This is a genomic window from Micromonospora sp. NPDC092111 (assembly GCF_044755745.1).
Classification (GTDB): Bacteria; Actinomycetota; Actinomycetes; order Mycobacteriales; family Micromonosporaceae; genus Micromonospora.
The window spans coordinates 663,122-684,351 of record NZ_JBIVRQ010000001.1 but is presented as its reverse complement, the minus strand read 5'-3'; the positions used below and the strand labels follow the sequence as shown (position 1 = coordinate 684,351).

The window sequence follows — 21,230 nt, the reverse complement described above, 5'->3', positions numbered from 1 at the left end:
CGTGGACAAGTTCTACGAATACCTGCACACCGTCGGCTTCGAGGAAACCAACATCGTCGGCAACGTGTACTACGTCAACTACCTGCGCTGGCAGGGCCGCTGCCGGGAGATGTTCCTCAAGGAACGGGCACCGGACGTGCTCGCGGAGCTGCAGGACGACCTGAAGCTTTTCACGTTGAAGGTGAACTGCGCGTTCTTCGCCGAGATCACCGCGTTCGACGACCTCTCGATCCGGATGCGCCTGGACGAGTCGGCCCAGACCCAGATCGCGTTCAGCTTCGACTACGTCAGGCTCGACCCGGGCGGCGCCGAGACGCTGATCGCCCGGGGGCACCAGCGGGTCGCCTGCATGCGGGGACCCAACACGAGGACCGTACCGACCCGCGTTCCGGAGTCGCTGGTCCGGGCGCTCGCACCGTACACGACAAGCAGGAGGCCAGCGTGAAACCCGACCCCTGGCCCTCCGCCGAGGTGTCCGACCCGAAGCTGTCGCGGCGGGCGTTCGGCGCTTGCGCCACCGGGGTGACGACGTGACGCCTGTACCGCCACGCCGAGTGCCGCCCGGGCCGAGCGGACCGGGCCACCTCAGCACCTTGTGGCAGCTTGGCCGGGATCGGCTCGGGATGATGACCTCGGCCGCCAACACCTACGGCGACGCGGTGCGCCTCGGCCCGGGATCGCGGGCACTCTACTTCTTCAACCACCCCGACCACGCCAAGCACGTCCTGGCCGACAACAGCCAGAACTACCACAAGGGCATCGGTTTGGTGCACGCCCGGCGCGCGCTGGGCGACGGCCTGCTCACCAGCGAGGGCGAGCTGTGGCGCAAGCAGCGCAAGGTGATCCAGCCGGTGTTCCAGGCCAGGCGCATCGCGCAGCAGGCCGGCGTCGTCGCCGCGGAGGCGGACCGCCTGGTGGATCGGCTGCGCGCCCGCGTCGACGGCGAACCGTTCGATCTGCCGCGTGAGCTGACCGCGCTCACCCTCGGCGTGCTCGGCCGCACCCTGCTCGACACCGACCTCGACGGGTACAGCTCGCTCAGCCACTCGTTCGAGGCCATGCAGGACCAGGCGATGTTCGAGCTGGCGTCGATGAGCATGGTCCCGATGTGGGTGCCGCTGCCCAAGCAGCTACGCTTCCGGCGGGCCCGGCGGGACCTGCAGCGCATCGTCGACCAGATGGTGGCCGAACGGCAGGGGCGCGACGGAGCGGACGACAACGACGCGCTGGCGTGCCTCATCCGCTCGACCCGCGAGGAGAGCGACCCCGAGGTCGGTCGGCAGCGCCTGCGCGACGAGATGGTCACCCTGCTGCTGGCTGGACACGAGACCACCGCCAGCACTCTCAGCTGGTCGTTCTACATGATCGACCGCCACCCCGAGGTACGGGAGCGGCTGCGCGCTGAAGCGGTGCAGGTGCTCGGGGACCGGCTGCCGGTCCATGAGGACCTGCACCGGCTGACCTACACGTCGATGGTGATCAGTGAGGTCATGCGACTCTACCCACCGGTGTGGATGCTCTCCCGCATCGCGCAGGGACCCGACGAGGTCGGCGGCTATCCGGTGCGGGCCGGCAGGGACGTGCTGATCTGCCCCTTCACCCTGCACCGGCACCCGGAGTTCTGGGCGGAGCCAGAGCGTTTCGACCCCGAGCGCTTCGATCCGGCCAACACCGTCTCCCGGTCCCGGTACGCCTACCTTCCGTTCGGGGCCGGCCCGCGGTTCTGCGTCGGCAACCACCTCGGGCTGATGGAGGCCGCGTTCGTGATCGCGATGGTGACGCGGGAACTGCGGCTGACCGTCCAGCCCGGATACCAGGTGGTGGCCGAACCGATGCTGTCGCTGCGTATCCGCGGCGGCCTGCCGGTACGGGTGCGGCCGGCCGGCTCGGCCGGGTCGCCGGGGTAGTCGGCCGTCGGGCAATGCGGGGAGCACCGGCGGATCGAATTGGTTCGTCGGCGACGTCCTCTTACAGGGGCGTTTGAGGAATCTGGTTATTAGTTGGTGGGTTCGGGCCAGGCGCCGCGACATGAGCATGTTCATCGCTATTGCTAGACGGGTTCGCCGAAGCCCCGCACCACGCGGACGCGACCGCCCGGTATATGTCCGGCTACTTCGCGACGCGGGCGGTCAAGCCGGGCTCGGCGTAGTCCCCGGGCGTCATCGCCGCTGGCCGTGCCCCGCCGGCCAACCCGAACGACCTGCGCCGGCCAGTCGCCGGCGCAGGTCGTGTCGAGCAGTTCGCGCCACCGCCTCCTGATCGGAGGCCAGTTGCCGCAGGCATCCCAGACGGTGGACGCTCAGTGCGGCCCGACGTGCGTCGCGATGAATTCGGCCAGCTCGGGCTTGATAGCACCTGCCGGCTGGGGCGTCGGCAGCTCCACCACCTGGTAGGCATCCCGGCTGAGGCCCTTCACCTCGACTGTCGAGGGGGAGTCGGACAGCACCGTCACCGCCGCCCGGCCGACGGCCTGCTCGATGGACGTGTCGTTCCGGCACGCCAGCAGGAAGGCGAGCCAGCCGCGGTACCAGACGATCAGGTCCGAGAAGGCTCCCATCGCGCCAGTGAGGTTCCGGCCGGCCGCCAGTGCGGTCACCTCATCACGGAAGAGCTGCTCCATCGCGGCGACGACCGCCCCAGGATCCGCGTCCAGATCCGGGCACGAGTGGGGTGCCGGGCCGAACTTCGCGAGGTACTCGTCGAATTTCGCTTGCACAAGTTCGTCGTCGACCCATGCCGGCTGCACCAGTAGGGCGGTGACCGGACGGCTGGACGCCAACAGGTCCGCGACGCGCAGGGACAGCGCCGAGGAACTGCAGTGCCCTATCACGAACACATGGCCCTGGTCCGCGCCGGACCTCAGGAACTCGTCCGCGCAGGCCGCGGCCAGCTCCGGCAGCGGAACGTAGAGGTGCGTCCCGCTGAGCACGCCGATGGGGTCGATCTGGAACACCGGCCTGCCTTGAACGCTCTCGCTGAGCATCTCGCTCAGGCGCGGCGCCATGGACAACGCCTGGAAGTCGGCTACCAGGATGGGATCGGCTTCGCCGGCGCTGAGCCGCCGTAGCACCAGTTCGTCGAGGTCTGAACGCGTCATGTCGTCCTTCTCCGGTCGGGTCACCGCGCGGCCTGCGGCCCTGTTAACCGGGAGCCAGCCGCCACTCGGGAGCGATATCGGCTGGTCCATCGCCAGCTCGGGACGGCTTCGCTCGGCCGCCGCTCATAGCCATCGTCTCCGCACCGGCGCGCGAGTTCTTATCGGACAGTGCGGTCTCGGGTGTGCGTCCGCCGCCCGCACGTCACAGTCGGGCGAGTAGGTCTCTGGTGAAGAGGTCCTCCGGCGAGAGGATGCCCGCGACCACCTGGAAGTAGCGCTCGGTGAGTTCCGGGGAGTCTTGGATGGCGCGGAGGAGGGTGAGTAGGTGGGGGTCGGGGTCGAGGCGGGCGGTGACGAGGTTGGTGTGGTAGGTGGGTTTCATGTGTTGGTCTCGGGCGGCGGCGTAGCGGGCGAGGGCGGCGTGTTGTCGGATGGGGTCGTTGATGGTGGCTGTTGGGTCGTCACCACTGTTGAGTTCGGTGGCGAGGAGTTCTGATTGGTGGAACGCGTCGGTGATGCCGTGTGCGTTGATGGAGTCTTTGTGGTGGCCGGCGTCGCCGACGAGGGCCCAGCCGGGGCCGTGAGCGTGGCGGAAGAAGTTGCGTTGGTCGCCGGTTCCGTAGAGGCGGTCGGCCATGGTTGCCTCGGAGAGCCGTTGCCACAGGGGAGGTGCGGTGGCTTGGATGTTGGCCAGGTAGGCGGCCTTGGGATCGCGTCGTACGTGGGCGAACTGGGCCTGGGGTAGGTAGCCGGCGATCAGGGTGAGGTTGTCGTGGGTGCCTACTGCGGCGACCCAGCCGCCGGGGCGTTCGTAGATTTCGAAGTCGGCTGGTATGCCCGACCAGTAGGTGAAGTAGACGCAGGTGAGGTTGGGGTGTTCGGCGTAGAGAGGTGCGTCGACGAGTTTGGCGATGGTGGACCGCATCCCGTCGGCACCGATGACGAGGTTGGCCCGTTCGGTTGTCTCGATGCCGTTGTTGGTGCGCAGGCGGACGCCGGTTACTCGACCGTCGTCGGTGGTGAGGCCGGTGACCAGTGTGTGGTCGCGGACCTCGGCGCCGGCGGCCGCGGCGGCTTCGACGAGGATGGTGTCGAGAATGTATCGACGGGGAGCGTAGGCGCCGACCACGCCCGGTAGCGTCGGTGCTGGTCCGCGCAGGTAGACGTCGGCGACGCGGTAGCTGACGGTCTGTAGCGGTGGGCAGCCGGACTGCCGGACCTGGTCGAGCAGGCCCCATCGGGCGAGTCGTTCGACCCCGGATTGGTGGATGTACAGAGTGGACAGGGTGTCGCTCGGGAACTCGGTACGGTCCAGCAGGAGCACCCGGTGCCCCGCTCGGGCTAGCAGGAGCGCCGTTGTGGCACCCGCACACCGCGCCCCCACCACAATAGCGTCGTAGGTCACCATTCCATCGTCAGGCCGGTCACCAGCCCCCACCAACTTTGCCCGTGCCCGACCCGCGTCAGGCCGTTCGCCTCGACCCCCGGTCGGTGGAGTGCGCCGGCGGGATTGGCGGTCCGGAAGACCGGTGAACGGCGAGTTCGGCCGAGTGCGACAGAGCGTCCTCGGGTTCGGGCTCCAGGCTGGGCAGATCGAGGAGGATCGGCAGGTCCCGTCGGCAGGCTCGGGCGCAGGTCGAACCGGGCCGAGATGGCCACGCCCTGGGCGACGCCGACGTGTCCGGTGCCGCCGATGAGCAGCGTTCCGCGGGTCCACGGTTCGGGATCGGTGCTGTCCGCCACCGCCACAGCCTGAAGGAACCGGTTGCCCACGGGCACATCCTTTGGTCGGCACGAAGACGGCTCGTCCGAGGCCGGGCCACGACGTCATCAGTCTGCCGTTCCAGGACATGCGGCGAAACCTGCCGGCGAGACACCGACGCTATCCGTAGAATGGTTGCCGAACGTTCCGAGTGTGTTGTGGCCGACGGCGAACGCGATGTCGGTCACGTTCATTTTCGAGGAAGCGGCTCAGTCTCGCGCTGTCCGCGATATTCGGAGTGGGAGCGGCTTGCCGTACCGCGCACAAATGAATTTGATCGCGCGTTCCACGGCGTCGTTCAGGTGCGTGTCTTTCCTCGTCGACGAAAGCAACGGAGGATGTGCGCGGTCGATGACACATTTGGCAGCATCGGTGGTGACCTGCGGCAAAGTCCGCGAGAGTGCTTCGTCAAGGCCCAGACCGAGGAAGGATGTCGTACGCACTGGGCCAGGAGATCGTATGCCCTGTCTCGGGGTCTTCTCGCTGCGTCATGGGAGCGAGGCTTGCCCGTGCCGCTATCTCGTCGCACCTCCCAGAATGCTCGCTACCACCGGCTAAAACGGAGGTCGAGCACTCCCGGAGATGCGCCGACGGAAACAAGATGCGATCCTGGGTCATCGACCAGTGTAAGCGAGCGATGTCCTTTGCCTGGTTCTCGTGATACGAGAATCAGCACATCAAGTACGTAGCAGAGCATTGGACCGACATATGGCTCAACAGCCTAATCAAAGCCGAGCGTAAGTGAGTGGAGCAGCCGTGACAACGCGCGTCAGTGACCAGGTAACGCCGGATTCTTCTGCCCCGGCGGAGGGGCTCTTGGGTGAGTTGTTCGCGGCGCAGGCAGCCCGGACTCCTACCGCGGTCGCGGTGGTGTTCGGGGACGCGTCGCTGTCGTATGCGGAGCTGGACGCGAGGTCGAACCGGCTGGCCCGGTACCTGGTCACGCGAGGTGCCGGGCCGGGGCGGCTGGTCGCTGTGGCGACAGAACGCTCCGCGGAGATGATCGTCGCGGTCCTGGGGGTGCTCAAGGCTGGCGCGGCCTACCTGCCGATCGACCCGGCCAACCCCGCCGACCGGATCGCGTTCATGCTCGCCGACGCCGCCCCCACCGCCATCCTCACCTCACGCGCCCTGGCCACGACCGCCGCTCTGGGCGCGGCGACAGACGGCGCGCGCCCGGGCGTGAGCGGCGAGCTGATGATCATGTTGGACGACCCGGCGGTCCAAGCCGCCGTGACCGCCCTGCCCGGTACCGGTCTGTCCGATGCCGACCGGCTCGCACCGCTGCTGCCCGGGCACCCGGCGTACGTGATCTACACGTCGGGGTCGACGGGCCGGCCCAAGGGTGTCACGGTGGAGCACCACTCGGCGGCGTGGTTCGTGTCGTGGGCGGCGTCGACGTTCGGCGCGGACCGGTTCGGCCGGGTGCTGGCGTCGACGTCGTTGAGCTTCGACGTGTCGGTCTTCGAGGTGTTCGGACCGCTGGCCTGCGGCGGGTGCGTGGAGGTGGTGCAGGATGTGCTGGTACTCGCGCGGAGCGGATGGTCGGGGAGTCTGATCAGCACCGCGCCCTCGGCGATGGCGGGGGTGCTGGCCGCCGCGGAGACGTCCGCGACCGCGCAGACAGTCGTGCTGGCGGGCGAGGCGCTGACCGGGCCGGTGCTGCGGGCCGTGCGGGCGGCGGTGCCCGGCGCCCAGGTGGTCAACGCGTACGGGCCGACCGAAGCCACGGTGTACGCCACCGCCAGTGACGTGGCGGCCGGACCCGATCTGGACGACGGCCCGGTCCCGATCGGCCGGCCGCTGCCGGGCGCGCAGGTGTACGTACTGGACGACGGGTTGCGGCCGGTCCCGGTGGGGGTGACCGGTGAGCTGTACCTCGCGGGCGCGGGGCTGGCGCGGGGGTACCTGAATCAGCCGGCGTTGACGGCGGATCGGTTCGTGGCGTGCCCGTTCGGCACGGGGGAGCGGATGTACCGCACCGGGGACCTGGTTCGGTGGGCCGGTGACGGCCAGCTCGAGTTCCTGGGACGCGCCGACGACCAGGTGAAGATCCGGGGATTGCGGATCGAGCCGGGCGAGATCGAGGCAGTGCTGGCCGCGCAGCCGGGAGTGGGCCGCGCGGTGGTGGTGATGCGGGAGGACCGTCCCGGCGACCCGCGACTGGTCGGCTATGTGGTGCCCGAGCCCGGCGGCCAGGTGGACCCGGCGGCGCTCCGGCAGGAGGCCGCCCGGACGCTGCCGGGATACATGGTGCCGGCCGCGGTGCTGGTGATGGACGCGCTGCCGCTGACGGTGAGCGGGAAGCTGGACCGGCTGGCGCTGCCAGCGCCGGACTTCAGCGCCGCGGCTGGCGGCCAGGAACCTGCCACCCCGCAGGAGGCAGTGCTGGCTGAGCTGTTCGCGCAGGTCCTGGGTGTCGATCGGGTCGGAGTCGAGGACAACTTCTTCGACCTGGGCGGCCATTCGCTGATGGCTACGCGGTTGATCAGTCGGGTGCGGTCGGCGCTGGGTGTGGAGCTGGACATCCGGGTGGTGTTCGAGAATCCGACGGTCCAGTCGCTGGCACGGTCGCTCCTGGAGGCGGGCAGCGCGCGGACGCCGTTGGCACGGGTGGTGGACCGGCCGGAGCGGCTGCCGTTGTCGTTCGCTCAGCAGCGGTTGTGGTTCATGAACGAGTACGACGGCCCGAGCCCGTTGTTCAACGTGCCGTTCGCATGGCGGCTGCGTGGCGGCCTGGACGCGGCGGCGCTGACGGCCGCGCTGCGGGATGTGGTGGGCCGGCATGAGGCGCTGCGTACCGTGTTCGCGGTCGCGGACGGTCAGCCGTACCAGCAGGTGGTGGACGCCTCGGTCGCGGTGCCGCAGGTGACGATGGCGGCGGCTGATCAGACGAGCCTGCCGGGCCTGCTGGAACAGGCCGTGCGGTACGTCTTCGACCTGGCCGGCGAGCTGCCGGTGCGCGGGTGGCTGTTCCGGATGGGGCCCGCGGAGCACGTACTGGTGCTGGTGATGCACCACACCGCCAGCGACGGCTGGTCGGCCGGGGTGCTGGTACGGGACCTGAGCGAGGCGTACCGGGCGCGGCTGGAGGGGCGGGCGCCGGAGTGGGCGCCGCTGCCGGTGCAGTACGCCGAGTACACGCTGTGGCAGCGCCGGCTGCTGGGCGAGGACCGGGACGGCGACGGTGTGCTGGCTCGGCAGCTGCAGTTCTGGCGCTCCGCGCTGGCGGGGCTGCCCGATCAGCTGGACCTGCCGGTTGACCGGCTGCGGCCGCCGCAGCCGTCACATCGTGGCGGCCTGGTCCAGCTGGAGCTGGACGCCGGGTTGCACCGCAGTATCGAGGAGCTGGCGCGCGCCCACCGGGTGACGGTGTTCATGGTGTTGCAGGCAGGGCTGGCCATGCTGCTGTCGCGCTCCGGGGCGGGCACCGACATCCCCATCGGCACGATGGTGGCCGGCCGCACCGACGAGGCGCTCCACGATCTTGTCGGGTTCTTCGGCAACACGCTGGTGCTGCGGGTGGACCTGTCCGGGGACCCGGGCTTTGGCGAGCTGCTGGGCCGGGTGCGGGAGCTGGACCTGACCGCCTTCGCCAATCAGGACGTGCCGTTCGAGCGCCTTGTGGAGGAACTCAACCCGATCCGGTCCGCCTCGCGGCACCCGCTGTTCCAGGTGATGCTCACCTCTGACGACGACACCAGCAGGCAGTGGCAGGTGCCGGGCCTGCAGGCGCAGGCCGAGTCGCTGGCCGGCGAGACGGCCAAGTTCGACCTCACCATGTTCTTCCGCCCGGAGTACGCCGCCGACGGCTCGCCGGCCGGGATCACCTGCTCGTTCGAGTACGCCCGGGACCTGTTCGACGAGTCGACCGCGAACGCCCTCGGCGGCCGGTTGGCGCGACTGCTGAGCCAGGCCGCCGCCGACCCGGGTCGCCGGATCAGCGAGCTGGAACTGCTGACGCCGGCCGAGCGGGAGCTGGTCGTACACCGGTGGAACGACACCGTGCTGGAGGTGGCCCCGGCGACGGTGCCCGGGGTGTTCGCGGCGCAGGTGGCCCGGACCCCGGACGCGGTCGCGGTCGTCGACAGCCAGACGAGTTTGACCTTCCGGGAGCTGGACGAGCGGTCCAGCCGGCTGGCGGCGATGCTGGTGGACGCGGGCGTCACAGCGGAGTCGCGGGTCCTCGTCGTCATGCGGCGGTCGGCGCAGCTGTGGGTGGCGCTGCTGGCCGTCCTGAAGGCGGGCGGCGTGTACGTGCCCGTCAACGTGAGCTGGCCGGTGTCGCGGATCGCGTTCGTGGCCGGCGATGTGGGCGCCGTGGCGGTGCTGTGCGACGAGGAGTTGGCGGAGCTCGCCGGGCAGGTCAGCCCGGATGGTGCGCCGATCCTGCTGGCGACGGCCGCGGACGCCGCCACCGGGACGCGGGAGGACTTCGCGGACGCGGAAATCCACCCGGACCGGCTGGCGTACGTGATCTTCACGTCCGGGTCGACCGGGGTGCCCAAGGGGGTCGCGGTGACGCACCAGGACGTCGTGGACATGGTGCTGGATCCGGCGTGGCCGGACGGCGTGCATGAACGGATGCTGGTGCACTCGCCGCATTCGTACGACATCTCGACGTACGAGCTGTGGATAGCGCTGCTGCGCGGGGGCACGCACGTGGCGGCACCGCCGGAGGAGATGAGCATCGCGCGCCTGGCGGAAGTGATCGCGTGGGCGGCACCGACGGCCATGTGGCTCACGTCGGCGCTGTTCGACGCGGTGGCGGCGGAGCAGCCGTCGGCGCTCGCCGGGCTGCGGATGGTGGTGGTCGGCGGGGACGCGGTGTCCGGCACCGCGGTGCGGCGGGTGGTCGAGCGGTGTCCGGGCGTGCTGATGGTGAACGGGTACGGGCCGAGCGAGTCGACGACGTTCACGACGTTGCACGCGATGACCGAGTTCTCGGACGAGCAGGCGGCGCAGCCGGTGCCGATCGGCGGCCCGATGGCCAACATGCGGCTGTACGTGCTCGACAGCGCCCTGCGGCCGGTGCCGGTGGGCGTGACGGGTGAGCTGTACATCGCCGGCGCGGGCATGGCGCGGGGGTACATGAACCGGCCCGGGTTGACCGCCGAGCGGTTTGTGGCGTGCCCGTTCGGTACGGGCGAGCGGATGTACCGCACCGGCGACCTGGTCCGGTGGAATGCCGACGGCCTGCTGGTGTTCGTGGGGCGCGTCGACCTGCAGGTGAAGATCCGGGGCTTCCGGGTCGAGCCGGGCGAGATCGAGGCGGCGCTGGTCGCGCAGCCGGAAGTGGGCCAGGCCGCGGTGGTGGCCCGGGAGGACCGTCCCGGCGATCGGCGGCTCGTGGCGTACGTGGTGCCGGCGTCCGGCGGCCGGGTGGATCCGGCCGCGGCACGGCAGGAGATCGCGCGGACGCTGCCGGAGTTCATGGTGCCGTCGGCGGTGGTGGTGATGGATGCGTTGCCGCTGACGGTCAACGGGAAGTTGGACCGGCGTGCGTTGCCGGCGCCGGACTACAGCGCCGTGGCCAGCGGCCAGGAACCGGCCACGGCGCGCGAGTCGGTGCTGTGTGACCTGTTCGCCCAGGCACTGGGCGTCGACCGGGTCGGAGTCGACGACAACTTCTTCGACCTGGGCGGCCACTCCCTGCTCGCCGCCATCCTCCTGGCCCGGCTCGAAGACCAGCTCGACATCAAGATCGGGCTGAAAGCCTTCCTCGCCAACCCCTCCGTCAACGGCGTCACCAGCCAGGTGTCACCGTCCAGCACAGACCAGCGCAGCGCGAGCGCCAACGTCGCGTGAAGGCTGTCGCGTGAAGGCTGTCGCGTGGAGGCTGAAGCGCACTGGGTCTGGTGGAGCTTCCACAGACCCGGTGCGCTTCAACCGTCCACCATCGGGGTCAGGGTCATTGCGTTCTCGGGTTGCTGCTGGTCACGGCGTGGCCGAGGTCGTGTGGGCGGCGGGTGGCGCGGGCGATGTCGGCGTTGGCGCGGGTGCGGGCGATCCGGTCGGCTTGCTGGGCGTGTGGGGAGGCGATACCGCCGGGGGTGTGCACGGTGACGGCTTTGGCGGTGCGGGCCTCCCGGTGGCCGTGCCCGTGGTCGCGGCGGCGGTCACCGGCGGGGATCTGCGCCCAGGGCAGGGCTTTGAACTGGGTGAACAGGGCGCGCTGGTGGGCCTTGGCGGGGACCATCGGATGTCCAGCGCGGAGAGCAGGGCGGACCTGGCCGCCGTCGGGACGGTGGGCTCCACGCGGGGTCTTCCCGTCCACGGTGATCACCGTCCGACACCTGCGTGACCGAGGTGTGACCGGCCGGGCGCGGGTCCGCAGCCAGCCAGATCGGTGGCCAGCAGCCGGTCGTCCAGGAGGGTCGGCAACCGCCACACCGTCGTGCCCACGGGTACGCCCCGGCCGAATCCGAGTCGGTCCCTGGCCCGCTCGGCCAGATCGGGTAGCCCGTCGGTGATCGCGGTGAACGACGTCGCGCCGGCCAGCACCGCGCACACCGCGACCGCGAGGAGGCCGGCCATCGGGTGACGCACCCGCGTGGGTCGCGACCTGCTGGGCCGGGCGGACCCCGAGGAACGCCTCCGAGACGATGCGCCACCGGTCCACGGCGGTACGGCGCAGCAGGGGACCCGGGACTGCCGACAAGGCATGCGGTAGTCCCGTCGTCTCACCATCGGTGACCGGGTGGTGGTCCGTCAGCGGTGCCGACAACTGCGGACAGTGCCGGGATCGGGCCTGATGACATCGGCGGGTGAGATTCCTCGGGGGTCGTGAAGCGTAGAGAACTTCATGATCACCGACGTAATCTCACCCGCCACCTTCCGCCTCCACAGCGGCCACTCACCCCGTAGATCCCCAGCTCAGGACACCCGCCGACCGCCTACGCAATCCCCTGCCATCGGGGTACGGACAAAAAGGGGACTTTCGTCAGTCCGCACTGAGATAGCTGTAGAGGCGGTGGGCGCCTTCGGCGACAGTGTCCTCGTCCTTCGCGAACGCGATCCGGATCTGCGGCGGGCCGGTCCGGTCCGAACCGTAGAAGCACTGGCCGGGCACGACGCCGACGCCGCCTTCCCGCAGCAGGCGCTGCACCAGCTGCGATTCCCCTTCCCCGGGGCGCGCGAACGAGGTGGCGTCACACATGACGTAGTAGGCGCCGGCCGGCCGCTGGAACTCGATATTGCACTTCTCGAGCCCGGTGACGAGTATGTCCCGTCGCTTTCCGTAGACTTCTCTCAGCTCTTCGAAGTAACTCGCCGGCAGCGAGAGCGCCGCGGCGCCGGCCGCCTGAAACGGAGTCGGAGCCGCGATCGTGAGGAAATCATGCACGCGGGCCACACGCTCCATGAGGTTCTGCGGCCCGGTTACCCAGCCGACCCGCCAGCCGGTCACGGAGAACATCTTCGAAAGCGCGTTTATCGTAATCGACTGCTGATCCATGCCGGGGATGTCGGCAATTCTGGTCGGTCGCTCATTCGTAAAGTAGAGCTCATCGTAGATCGCGTCATGGATGACGACGAGGCCAAGCCGCAGGCACACGTCGGCCAAGCCTTGAGTCTCCTCCCGCGTGAAAACGCGCCCGGTCGGGTTGTGCGGTGAGTTGATGATGACCGCACGTGTGTTCCGGTCGGCAATGGCGGCGATCTCCGCCGGATCGAGCACCCAATCGGGACCCTTCAGTTGGACATACCTGGCTTCCACGTCGATGAGTCGCAGATTGACCGCGTACGACTCATAGGCCGGCTCGACGATGATGACGTTGGACCCCTTCTCCGCCACGGCGAGCAGCGCGGCCAGCATGCCCTCGGTCGCCCCACACGTGACGCAGATCTGCGTTTCCGGGTCGTAGGGCGCCGGCATGCCCCAGCGCCGCTTCTCGAATTCGCTGATGGCTTGGAGGAACTGCATGCTGCCGCGGGGGGACGTGTACTGGTTGTCGTTCGACCGAATGGCCGCCACGGCGGCCTCCTGAATGCTCACCGGAAGCGGATAGTTCGGTATGCCCTGTGCCAAATTCACGGCGTTTGCTGCCTGGCACGCGCGGGTCATACCGCGGATCACCGACTCGCCAACGGGAATGTTCGCTGGCGACCTGAATATGTTCTCCAGATCTGGCGTTACCGACATGAGCTGATTCCTCCCAGGATTTTACGGGGCGTTTGGGGTGGGACCCCGAAGGTCTGCGCGGTCCAGGCTGCCGCCGAGCATGGTCAGCACGTGAGGCCGTGGGTGACGGGCCTCCGACGATGAGCGTCCTGGCTGGTCGACCCCATTGTCGTAGGTAATGTCCCGCTGGTTGACCACAAGCAACCACTCACCCTTTCGAATACGGCCGACAGGCAGCCTACCGCCAAGCGTTTGAAGAAGATGTACCTAGATATGTTGCCCCGATCCCTCCAAACCTTGTCCTTCAGGGTGATTGCGTAGTCGGTCGGCCGGTGTCCCGAGCTGGTGATCTACGGGTGAATGGCCTCTGTGGAGGCGGGAGGTGGCGGGTGGCAGTACGCCGGTGATCATGGAGTTCTCCACGCTTCGCGACACACATTGGTATAAGTCGGGTGTGTTGAAGGTGGGGCCCGCCGCGAATGGGACATCGACGACACGACCCGCCACGTGCCGGATGCGGCTCTCTGTGAAGACCTCCACCAGGCCCGCCACCGGCACCGGACCCACCGTCACCGCCACACTCCGCGACGCCGCGACCGGCTACCACCGCACCAACGGCGACACCAGGATCGCCCGCGCCACCCGCCGCGCCACCGCCGCCCACACGACCTCAGCCGCGCCGTGACCAGCAGCAACCCGAGAACGCAATGACCCTGCCTTGTCCTCGGCTCGATCCGCCGGCTGCTGTTCGCGGGGACGTACGGAGTCGTGGTGTGGTGCGGCGCGCCCGAGGTCCGACGAGGGGGCGAACGCGCGGCCGCGGCAGCCGCAGGCCGAACGGGACGGACGGATCGCGGGCGCGACGCGGAGATCGCGGTGCCGCGCGAGCGGATGGCCACACTGCGGTCGCGGCGTCGCGGACCTGGGCGCGCGGGAGGTCCGGCCGCGAGCTGGGCCGTTCGAGGGCCCAGCCCAGGGCGACGACGCAGCTCGTGGACCATCTCGACAGGAGGGTGCGGCACCGGTGACTAGTCGAGCTGAGAGCAGATCTCCTCCAGGAGGCGGTATTCAGCCGCCTCGTCCTCGTCTCGACCGCCCAGCATGTAGTAGCCGAACTTCATATGCTCCATCGGGCCGCTTATCTGAAGGATCCCGTTCCTGAGGTCGGTGATCGCCGCTTCCACGTCCTCGAGCTCCACCTCGGTGTTCTCGCGAATGTAGAGGGCTGTCATCCGTCTCGCGGGAAGGATTTCGCCGTGCCAGGCACGGACCTGGGCAGAGGCGTTGTAGCTGTCCCAGTACATGCGCGAGCCGGGGATGATCCCGGGCGCCGCGACGGAGATGCTGGTGATCAGGTCGCGGTAGGTGTCGGCCATCGACAGCCAGCTGTTCACCTCGGTTTTGAGCATCTTCAGCGTCGTTCCCGGTAGGCCCATGATCCCCGATGCGTAAAGCTTGTAGTCGAGGTCACGCGCGAGCTCCAGCGCCTCCTCGATCCGCTCCGGCCCCTTGTTGATCCCCTTGGAGTCCGCCTTGAGCAACTTGGGGTCGAATGCCTCCAGCCCCACGTTCCACGTGCGCACGAACCCCTTGCACAGCTCCGCCGACTCGAGGAACTCGTAGACCAGCCCGTAGGCCAGCATGAACCGGTGCTTTTGCAGGATCGGCGACTTGGCGCAGGCATCCGCCATGTCGTTGAGGTAGGAGATGTTCCCTTCCCACTGCTCGCGCGAGAAGCCGAGGGTCGAGTCGCCGGTGGCGTACACGTTCGCGCCGAGTTCTCCGACGATGTTCTCCAGCACCGGAATCGCCGACGCGACATCCGTCGTCTTGGGGGTCAGGCCCTGGATCGAGCAGTGCTTGCACCGGCGGCCCGGCCGCTTTCCCCAGGTGCACCCGCCATCCAGCGGCACCGTGACCATCCGCTTCAGGTCGTAGTGCTGGGAGTACCAGACGTTGAACGCGCGGTCATAGTGCTTTTCGAGCTGGTCGAGGATCAGCCGATAGTCGGGCAGGATCCGACGGTCCAGCGGGAACGTGCCGGCGTCCTGATTGACGACCTCACCACCGGCTGCCCGGTACGCGAGGGAGGGGACCCTGCTCAGGTCCAGCCCGCCCTGCAGGTGGGTCAGCAGGCCCATCATGGTGAACGGGCCGTTGTTGCCGGTGCTGATGAAGTCCACCAGGCGGCTGCCGTATTTGCCGGTCAGCGTCTCCTGGTAAAGGATGCCGGCGTGGTCGTTGCCGAAGACCACAACGGCCTTGGGGTTGACGCGCTTGATCTCCGCCGCCACGATCATGGCCCACAGGGTGGTGGCCGTGTAGACCGTGAAGGCGGCAACGTCCGGCGGGTCCTCGTTGATGGCGGTCCTGACCTGCTGCCAGTCCAGATGGCTCATGTCGACGTAGCGCCAGGCGATGTCCGGGAAGCATCTAGCCTGATACGTGATCATCTCGACCAGGCTGGCATGCGGGTACACGGATCCCTCGTTGAGGTGGCGCTCTTCCTCGGATCTCCCGTCGAGCATCGCGTTGCCGGCGTCGTGCGCATCGCGATGCGCGGAGGTAAGCGGCAGACCGAAATACCACACGGATCGGATTTTCTTCGATGGATCAGACACCGTGGCACCGGGATAATCCCAGCGGTAGCGAGGATCGGCCCCTAGGATTTCCTGATTGGGCTTGAGGCTCATCTTCATGGCCAGCACCTCCGATTATTCACAGGTCCTGTGGCCCTGTACTGAATATTTCGTTGAAGAGCGTCACAGCTCCTGGCGAGCGACCGCGTGTCCGCCATAACTCTGTGATTTCGTCACGCGGCTTGTGTGGGTCGGATCCGGTCGATGGATGTGGCTCGGTCGGTAGGCCGTACGCACTGGCTGCGGGTGCCGGTACCTGCCGATCGGCTTCCCACCGTGGCAGACCGGGTACGCCCACTTCGAACGGTTGAACCGGCGGGGAGTGACCGGGCGGAGTCTGACCGAACCGGGTAAGGAGGTCCGCCTGGCCCACGGCCGCCAGCCCGAGCCGACGGCGGGGACCATCGACTCCCAGAGCGTGAAAGGCGCAGACACCGTGCCCCGCGACTCCCGCGGCGCGGCGACCCCCATCCGGCGTGTCCTCGCCGACCCCGGCTACGCCCGCCGCCCCGTCGACTGGACCCGCGACCCGCCGCACACCACCGTCGAGACCGTCGGCAAACCCGCCGACCAACGCGGCGTCGTCGGACACCCCCACCGCCCGGTCGTCGAACGGGCCCTGGCCCGGATCACCGCCCACCACCACCTGCCCGGCGACTACGAAACCCTCCCCAGCACCCAACACCGCCGCACCTTCAACACACCCGACCACCACCAATGTGAAACGCGTGCTGAGACCTCCGTACTGCTCGCCGTCCGACGGCGTCGTGTCATGGCCGTGGAACCCGTCGCAGGGCATCGCTACTCCCTTGGCCGCGAGTCGCGGATCGCGCGAGGCGGGCCTGTCCGGCCAAACGCATCCAAGTCAAAATTCTGATGGGCGACAAGGGAGGGTGGCATCTCGTGGCTTGCTGGGTGCACGCTTCCCGGCACGTGGTCGTCGTTCCCGCCTCGATCGAGGCCGCAATGACAGAGATGCCACCCACGCCGGTAGCACCGAAGATAGCTCTGACACCCAGTCGGCCCTGCCGGGCTCACGCAGCGGGCAGCGCTTTCGCTTGCCCGACACCGGGTTGACGGCGTGGGGAAGGCACACGTCTCTGGTCCGCAGAGGAGGAGGATCGCGATGCCTGAACAGCCTGTCGGCCGCGCGGTGGTACTTGGCGGTAGCTTGGCTGGCCTGCTCGCCGCCAATGTGCTCGCCGAGGTGTATCCCGAGGTTCTCGTGGTGGACCGCGACGAACTGGCCGGAGTGGCGGGTTACCGGAAGGGCGTCCCGCACGGTCGGCACGCCCATGGTCTGGTCGCCCGTGGGCAACAGATCCTGGAGAAGCAGTTTCCCGGGCTGACGGCGGACATGGAAGCCGCCGGCGTCCAGGCAGGTGACTTCAGTGGCGCGATTCGCTGGTACTTCAACGGCATGCAGCTTCGTCAGGCGAAGACGGGCCTGCTTTCGGTGCCGTGCACCCGGCCGGTCGTCGAGCACCAGGTCCGCAACAGGGTGGGGAAGGTCAGCAACATACGCTTCCTGGCGGGGTACGACATCGTCGGGCTGGAGGCGACGCCCGACAAAGGTCGTATCATCGGCGCCCGCGTGCAGCGTCGCGACGGTGGTTCGGACCCCGAGGTTCTCCGTGCCGACCTGGTGATCGACGCCACCGGCCGGGGGTCACGGACGCCGGTCTGGCTGGAGGAGTTCGGCTACTCCCGGCCGGAGGAGGACCGGGTGAAGGTCGACCTCGCCTACACCACCCGCCATTACCGGGTCCCTTCCGACCCGTTCGGCAGCGACATCGCCATTATCGCGGCGGCGACACCCACGCATCCGCGTGGTGCTTTCTATTACCGGCTTCCCGGCGAAGGCGGACGGGTCGAGCTGTCGCTCACCGGGGTTCTCGGCGACTACCCGCCGACCGACCCGGAGGGGTTCCTCGAGTACGTCCGTTCGCTGCCGGTGCCGGAGATCTACGAGTCCATTCGCGAGGCCGAGCCGATCAACGACCCGGTGATGTTCCGCTTCCCGGCGAGCGTTCGCCGCCGTTTCGAGCGGCTGACACGGTTTCCGGAGGGGTTTCTGGTCATCGGCGACGCGGTGTGCAGTTTCAATCCCGTGTACGCCCAGGGCATGGCCATCGCCGCCGTCGAGTCCCGCGTCCTGGCCGACAAGCTCAGCAAGTCGACGGTGCCGGATCCGCACGAGTTCTTCCAGGAGATCTCCCGCCAGATCGATTCGCCGTGGGAGTTCGCGGCGATCGCGGACCTCGGATACGCGGGCGTGGAAGGCCGGCGGACCGCCAAGATCCGCATGATCAACGCGTACATAGCGAGGCTCCAGCGTGCGGCGGTGCACGACGCGAGCCTCACCAATGCCTTCATGAGGGTGGCAGGCCTCATCGACGAGCCGACGGCCCTGCTCCACCCAGGCAGGATTCTCCGGGTGTTGCGGCAGTCCGGTCGCCGGCCGAGCCAGTTCCCGGCATCCGTGCCGCTCAGTGCAGGCCGCGACTAGTACTGGAATGTGGCATATGCGGTCATTGTGCATCGACGCTTCGCAGTCCGACCTCGACGATCTGAACCGCAGGATCGCTGTCACTCGTTGGCCAGACGAGATTCCGGGGGTCGCGGTGCGATCGGTGCGCCGAACAGCTACTGCCAACGCTCACGCAATCGACGGAGCTTGACCGTGGTGGTCAGTTCCCGGCTCCGAGCAAGCCACCTGCTCGGCTCTACCCCCGCGTCGCCTGTGGCAAGGCGATGACCGCATCAGCGGACGTCCGCTTAGGAGGAGCAATACGATGGTGACTGTTCACGCACCGGCCAAGACCGAGCTCGTTCATCGCGCGTCGGAGCTCATCCCGCTCCTGCGGGAGAAGGCCCCCTGGATGGACGACAACCGGCAGATGCACGTCGATGTTATCGACGCGCTTACCAGCGCTGATCTTCTCAAGATGCGGGTTCCGGTCCGCTACGGTGGCTACGAGTCCGACATGGAAACCGTCGTGGATGTGCTGGCGGAGCTCGGGCGAGGCGACGGCTCGACCGCATGGACGGCCGCGGTATGGGCTATCAGCACCTGGATGTTGGGGCTGTTCCCGGACGAGGTGCAGGACGAGGTGTTCGCGACGCCGGACGTGCGTATCAGCGGAATCCTCAGCCCCGGCGCCGTGGCCGTGCCTACGGATGGCGGCTACATCATCAACGGGAAGTGGTCGTTCAACACCGGCGCGCAGCAGAGTACGTGGAACACGAATGCGGCGGTCACGCCGACCGAGGACGGCGGTTTCGCGCCGATCATGACCCTCATTCCGATCGCGGACCTGCACGTCATCGACGACTGGCACACCTCCGGTCTGCGCGGCTCAGGCAGCGTCACCACGATCGCGAAGGACCTCTTCATCCCGCGGGAGCGGGTGCTGCAGATGGGGCCCGTGCTGCAGGGTCAGCACCTGTCCAAGCTGAACGCGACTGCGGCGATCTTCAACGCGCCCTTCATGCCCACCGCATGCGCGACGATCAGCGCGCCCGCGCTCGGCCTCGCGCTGGGCGCCAAGGACGCTTTTCTTGAGCGGCTGCCCGGCCGAAAGATCACCTACACCAGCTACGAGAACCAGAGCGAGGCGCCGATCACCCATCTGGAGATCGCCGAGGCGATCACCAGGATCGACGAGGTCGGATTCCATGCCCACCGCGCGGCCCGCATGATCGACGCCAAGGGGCTGGCGGGGGAGCAGTGGACGCTAGAGGAGCGGGCTCGCGTCCGGCTTGACCTGGGTGCCGCATGCCAGCGGTCCAAGGAGGCGGTGGACGTCCTCGCTGGTGCGAGTGGCGGTTCTTCGATCTACCGTGACGTGCCGATTCAGCGCATCCAGCGGGACGTGCAGACGCTCAACCTGCACGCCATCCTGCACCCGAGCACCAACCAGGAGCTCTATGGCCGGATCCTCTGCGGTCTGGGCCCGAACACGCCCTACATCTGATCGGCGGGTTCGCCGGCCGCCGGGGACATCCGTCAGCGCTTCGCGCTCCGGCGGGCCGCCGCCCACGATCTGAGCCCTGCGCCGCTCGAAGCGGCTCGCGATTGACACAGGGAGGTTGTTGGATGCGTCCATTCCGCATCGAGGTTCCGCAGTCCGATCTCGACGATCTGCACCGGCGGATCGACCACACGCGCTGGCCGGGCGAGGTTCCGGGCGTGGGCTGGGATCGCGGTGTGCCGCTGGAGTATCTCAAGGAACTGGCCGACTACTGGCGAGATGGTTACGACTGGCGGGCGGCCGAGGCGCGCCTGAACGCGTACCCGCAGTTCGTCACCGAGATCGACGGTGTGAACGTGCATTTCATGCACATCCGCTCGCCCGAGGAGGGCGCGCTGCCGTTGATCCTGACCCACGGGTGGCCGGGCACGGTGGCCGAGTTCCTGGACGTCATCGGACCGCTCAGCGATCCGGTCGCGCACGGCGGTGACCCTGCCGACGCCTTCCACCTGGTGATTCCGTCGATTCCCGGATACGCGTTCTCGGGCCCGACAGGTCAGGTGGGCTGGGATACCGGTCGGGTGGCCGGCGCGTGGAAGGAACTGATGAGCCGCCTGGGCTATGACCGGTATGCGGTGCAGGGCGGCGACTGGGGAATGCCGATCTCGCTGCGGCTGGGTCTGGCCGATCCCGAGCACGTCGTCGGCGTTCACCTCAACATGTGCGTGACGTTCCCGCCGCCCGATCCCGCGGCCATGGCCGGCCTAGGTGAGGCCGACCTGGCCCGCCTGGAGTTCACCGCCAGTTTCATGCAGGACGGGACCGGTTGGCAGCGGATCCAGTCCACCCGGCCGCAGACGCTGTCCTACGCATTGACCGACTCGCCGGTGGGGCAGCTGGCCTGGATCGCCGAGAAGTACAAGGAATGGACCGACTCGGCGAAGGTGCCGGAGGACGCGGTGAGCCGCGACCACATCCTCACCGCGGTCTCCATCTACTGGCTGACGGCGACGGCCGGGTCCAGCGCCCAGCTCTACTACGAGTCGAGCCACATGGACGCCGACTTCGTCGGGACCTGGGCCGGGCCGTGGCCGCTGACGATGCCGGTGGGCGTCGCGTCGTTCCCCAAGGACGCGGTGCGGCCGGTCCGCCGGTTCGCCGAGCAGATCCTGCCGACCCTCAGCCAGTGGACCGAGTTCGACCGGGGGGGACACTTCGCGGCTCTGGAACAGCCCCGGCTTCTGGTCGACGATATCCGCAAGTTCGCCCGCTCGCTCGCGCGCTGACCGTACGGGTGTGCCACGGCCCGCGTGGGTCCGAAGGCCGTTGCGCCTCACCGGGCCCACGCGGGTCGTTCCGTCGCGGAATGGACCGAGAATGCCCCTCTAAATCAAATCTGACCTTGGGCCCAGGCGTCTTTGAAACCGAGCCGACACCCCGCAGCCTCCAAGATGCGGCGTCCATGCCTGAGACTGCATCGTAGGCGTACGAGCATAATGCGCTTGGCCAACACGCCAAGCTGGCTGAGATGCGGAAGGAAGATCTGCGCGTGACCGTTGACATCGCCAACACCCAGGGGCCATACGATCGGACACTGGCAGCAGAGTCTCCCTTTTTCCCACCTAGCCCCTGCGAC

15 protein-coding genes are annotated in these 21,230 nt (G+C 68.3%); 8 read left to right on the top strand and 7 right to left on the bottom strand.

Annotation, left to right across the window (positions count from 1 at the left end; translation table 11 throughout):
* Window position 1: 1 nt before the first annotated feature.
* Together ACIQG9_RS02785 and ACIQG9_RS02780 are read left to right on the top strand one after the other, a co-directional pair.
* A complete protein-coding gene (locus ACIQG9_RS02785; RefSeq protein WP_400397808.1) occupies window positions 2-445 on the top strand; it encodes an acyl-CoA thioesterase in 444 nt (147 codons plus the stop codon).
* Between the two features lie 85 nt (window positions 446-530).
* Window positions 531-1,907, top strand: a complete 1,377-nt coding sequence (locus ACIQG9_RS02780; protein WP_400397806.1) for a cytochrome P450 — start codon at window positions 531-533, stop codon at window positions 1,905-1,907.
* A 392-nt stretch (window positions 1,908-2,299) separates the two neighbouring features.
* Here ACIQG9_RS02780 and ACIQG9_RS02775 read toward each other — a convergent pair whose 3' ends face one another.
* The 3 genes from ACIQG9_RS02775 to ACIQG9_RS02765 form a co-directional block, all read right to left on the bottom strand.
* Complete coding sequence (locus ACIQG9_RS02775) at window positions 2,300-3,097, bottom strand: hypothetical protein (RefSeq protein WP_400397805.1); 798 nt, start codon at window positions 3,095-3,097, stop codon at window positions 2,300-2,302.
* 202 nt (window positions 3,098-3,299) lie between these two features.
* Window positions 3,300-4,505 carry an NAD(P)/FAD-dependent oxidoreductase gene (locus ACIQG9_RS02770; RefSeq protein WP_400397803.1) on the bottom strand — a complete coding sequence of 402 codons (1,206 nt, stop codon included), beginning with the start codon at window positions 4,503-4,505 and terminating at the stop codon, window positions 3,300-3,302.
* Window positions 4,499-4,870, bottom strand: coding sequence for a hypothetical protein (locus tag ACIQG9_RS02765; protein ID WP_400397802.1), 372 nt, complete (start codon window positions 4,868-4,870; stop codon window positions 4,499-4,501). Before ACIQG9_RS02765 ends, ACIQG9_RS02770 begins: the two co-directional genes overlap by 7 nt.
* Window positions 4,871-5,675: 805 nt before the next feature.
* Between ACIQG9_RS02765 and ACIQG9_RS02760 the strand changes: the two genes are divergently transcribed.
* Entirely contained in the window at window positions 5,676-10,667 is a 4,992-nt protein-coding gene (locus ACIQG9_RS02760) for an amino acid adenylation domain-containing protein (RefSeq protein WP_400397800.1), read from the top strand.
* Window positions 10,668-10,770: 103 nt separating this feature from the next.
* Here the strand turns inward: ACIQG9_RS02760 and ACIQG9_RS02755 are convergent, their stop codons facing one another.
* The 3 genes from ACIQG9_RS02755 to ACIQG9_RS02745 all read right to left on the bottom strand — a co-directional run bounded on the left by ACIQG9_RS02755 (window position 10,771) and on the right by ACIQG9_RS02745 (window position 12,924).
* Window positions 10,771-11,058, bottom strand: a complete 288-nt coding sequence (locus tag ACIQG9_RS02755; protein ID WP_400397798.1) for a transposase — start codon at window positions 11,056-11,058, stop codon at window positions 10,771-10,773.
* Between the two features lie 83 nt (window positions 11,059-11,141).
* The gene (locus ACIQG9_RS02750) at window positions 11,142-11,396 is read right to left on the bottom strand and encodes a transposase family protein (protein WP_400397797.1); all 255 of its coding nucleotides are present in this window, start codon (window positions 11,394-11,396) and stop codon (window positions 11,142-11,144) included.
* Window positions 11,397-11,802: 406 nt separating this feature from the next.
* A complete protein-coding gene (locus tag ACIQG9_RS02745; RefSeq protein WP_400398766.1) occupies window positions 11,803-12,924 on the bottom strand; it encodes a pyridoxal phosphate-dependent aminotransferase in 1,122 nt (373 codons plus the stop codon).
* A 571-nt stretch (window positions 12,925-13,495) separates the two neighbouring features.
* On the opposite strand from ACIQG9_RS02745, the gene ACIQG9_RS02740 reads away from it, so the two are divergent.
* Complete coding sequence (locus tag ACIQG9_RS02740) at window positions 13,496-13,666, top strand: hypothetical protein (RefSeq protein WP_400397795.1); 171 nt, start codon at window positions 13,496-13,498, stop codon at window positions 13,664-13,666.
* 343 nt (window positions 13,667-14,009) lie between these two features.
* Here the strand turns inward: ACIQG9_RS02740 and ACIQG9_RS02735 are convergent, their stop codons facing one another.
* Window positions 14,010-15,680 (bottom strand): B12-binding domain-containing radical SAM protein, encoded by a 1,671-nt coding sequence (locus ACIQG9_RS02735; RefSeq protein ID WP_400397793.1) that lies wholly within the window; start codon window positions 15,678-15,680, stop codon window positions 14,010-14,012.
* A 358-nt stretch (window positions 15,681-16,038) separates the two neighbouring features.
* On the opposite strand from ACIQG9_RS02735, the gene ACIQG9_RS02730 reads away from it, so the two are divergent.
* The 4 genes from ACIQG9_RS02730 (at window position 16,039) to ACIQG9_RS02715 (ending at window position 20,880) form a co-directional block, all read left to right on the top strand.
* Window positions 16,039-16,497, top strand: coding sequence for a hypothetical protein (locus ACIQG9_RS02730; protein ID WP_400397791.1), 459 nt, complete (start codon window positions 16,039-16,041; stop codon window positions 16,495-16,497).
* 249 nt (window positions 16,498-16,746) lie between these two features.
* Window positions 16,747-18,129 (top strand): FAD-dependent oxidoreductase, encoded by a 1,383-nt coding sequence (locus ACIQG9_RS02725; RefSeq protein WP_400397790.1) that lies wholly within the window; start codon window positions 16,747-16,749, stop codon window positions 18,127-18,129.
* Between the two features lie 286 nt (window positions 18,130-18,415).
* Window positions 18,416-19,597, top strand: coding sequence for an acyl-CoA dehydrogenase family protein (locus ACIQG9_RS02720; RefSeq protein ID WP_400397788.1), 1,182 nt, complete (start codon window positions 18,416-18,418; stop codon window positions 19,595-19,597).
* Window positions 19,598-19,719: 122 nt separating this feature from the next.
* Window positions 19,720-20,880: an epoxide hydrolase family protein gene (locus ACIQG9_RS02715; RefSeq protein WP_400397786.1), complete on the top strand. Its 1,161-nt coding sequence runs from the start codon at window positions 19,720-19,722 to the stop codon at window positions 20,878-20,880.
* Window positions 20,881-21,230 lie beyond the last annotated feature (350 nt).

What these genes read in the sequence shown, in the direction of transcription:
- ACIQG9_RS02740 (WP_400397795.1), top strand. Translation starts at nt 13,496, where the DNA reads ATGCGGCTCTCTGTGAAGACCTCCACCAGGCCCGCCACCGGCACCGGA.
- ACIQG9_RS02745 (WP_400398766.1), bottom strand. Translation starts at nt 12,924, where the DNA reads ATGACCCGCGCGTGCCAGGCAGCAAACGCCGTGAATTTGGCACAGGGC.
- ACIQG9_RS02715 (WP_400397786.1), top strand. Translation starts at nt 19,720, where the DNA reads ATGCGTCCATTCCGCATCGAGGTTCCGCAGTCCGATCTCGACGATCTG.
- ACIQG9_RS02735 (WP_400397793.1), bottom strand. Translation starts at nt 15,680, where the DNA reads ATGAAGATGAGCCTCAAGCCCAATCAGGAAATCCTAGGGGCCGATCCT.
- ACIQG9_RS02775 (WP_400397805.1), bottom strand. Translation starts at nt 3,097, where the DNA reads ATGACGCGTTCAGACCTCGACGAACTGGTGCTACGGCGGCTCAGCGCC.
- ACIQG9_RS02720 (WP_400397788.1), top strand. Translation starts at nt 18,416, where the DNA reads ATGGTGACTGTTCACGCACCGGCCAAGACCGAGCTCGTTCATCGCGCG.
- ACIQG9_RS02750 (WP_400397797.1), bottom strand. Translation starts at nt 11,396, where the DNA reads ATGGCCGGCCTCCTCGCGGTCGCGGTGTGCGCGGTGCTGGCCGGCGCG.
- ACIQG9_RS02725 (WP_400397790.1), top strand. Translation starts at nt 16,747, where the DNA reads ATGCCTGAACAGCCTGTCGGCCGCGCGGTGGTACTTGGCGGTAGCTTG.
- ACIQG9_RS02770 (WP_400397803.1), bottom strand. Translation starts at nt 4,505, where the DNA reads ATGGTGACCTACGACGCTATTGTGGTGGGGGCGCGGTGTGCGGGTGCC.
- ACIQG9_RS02755 (WP_400397798.1), bottom strand. Translation starts at nt 11,058, where the DNA reads ATGGTCCCCGCCAAGGCCCACCAGCGCGCCCTGTTCACCCAGTTCAAA.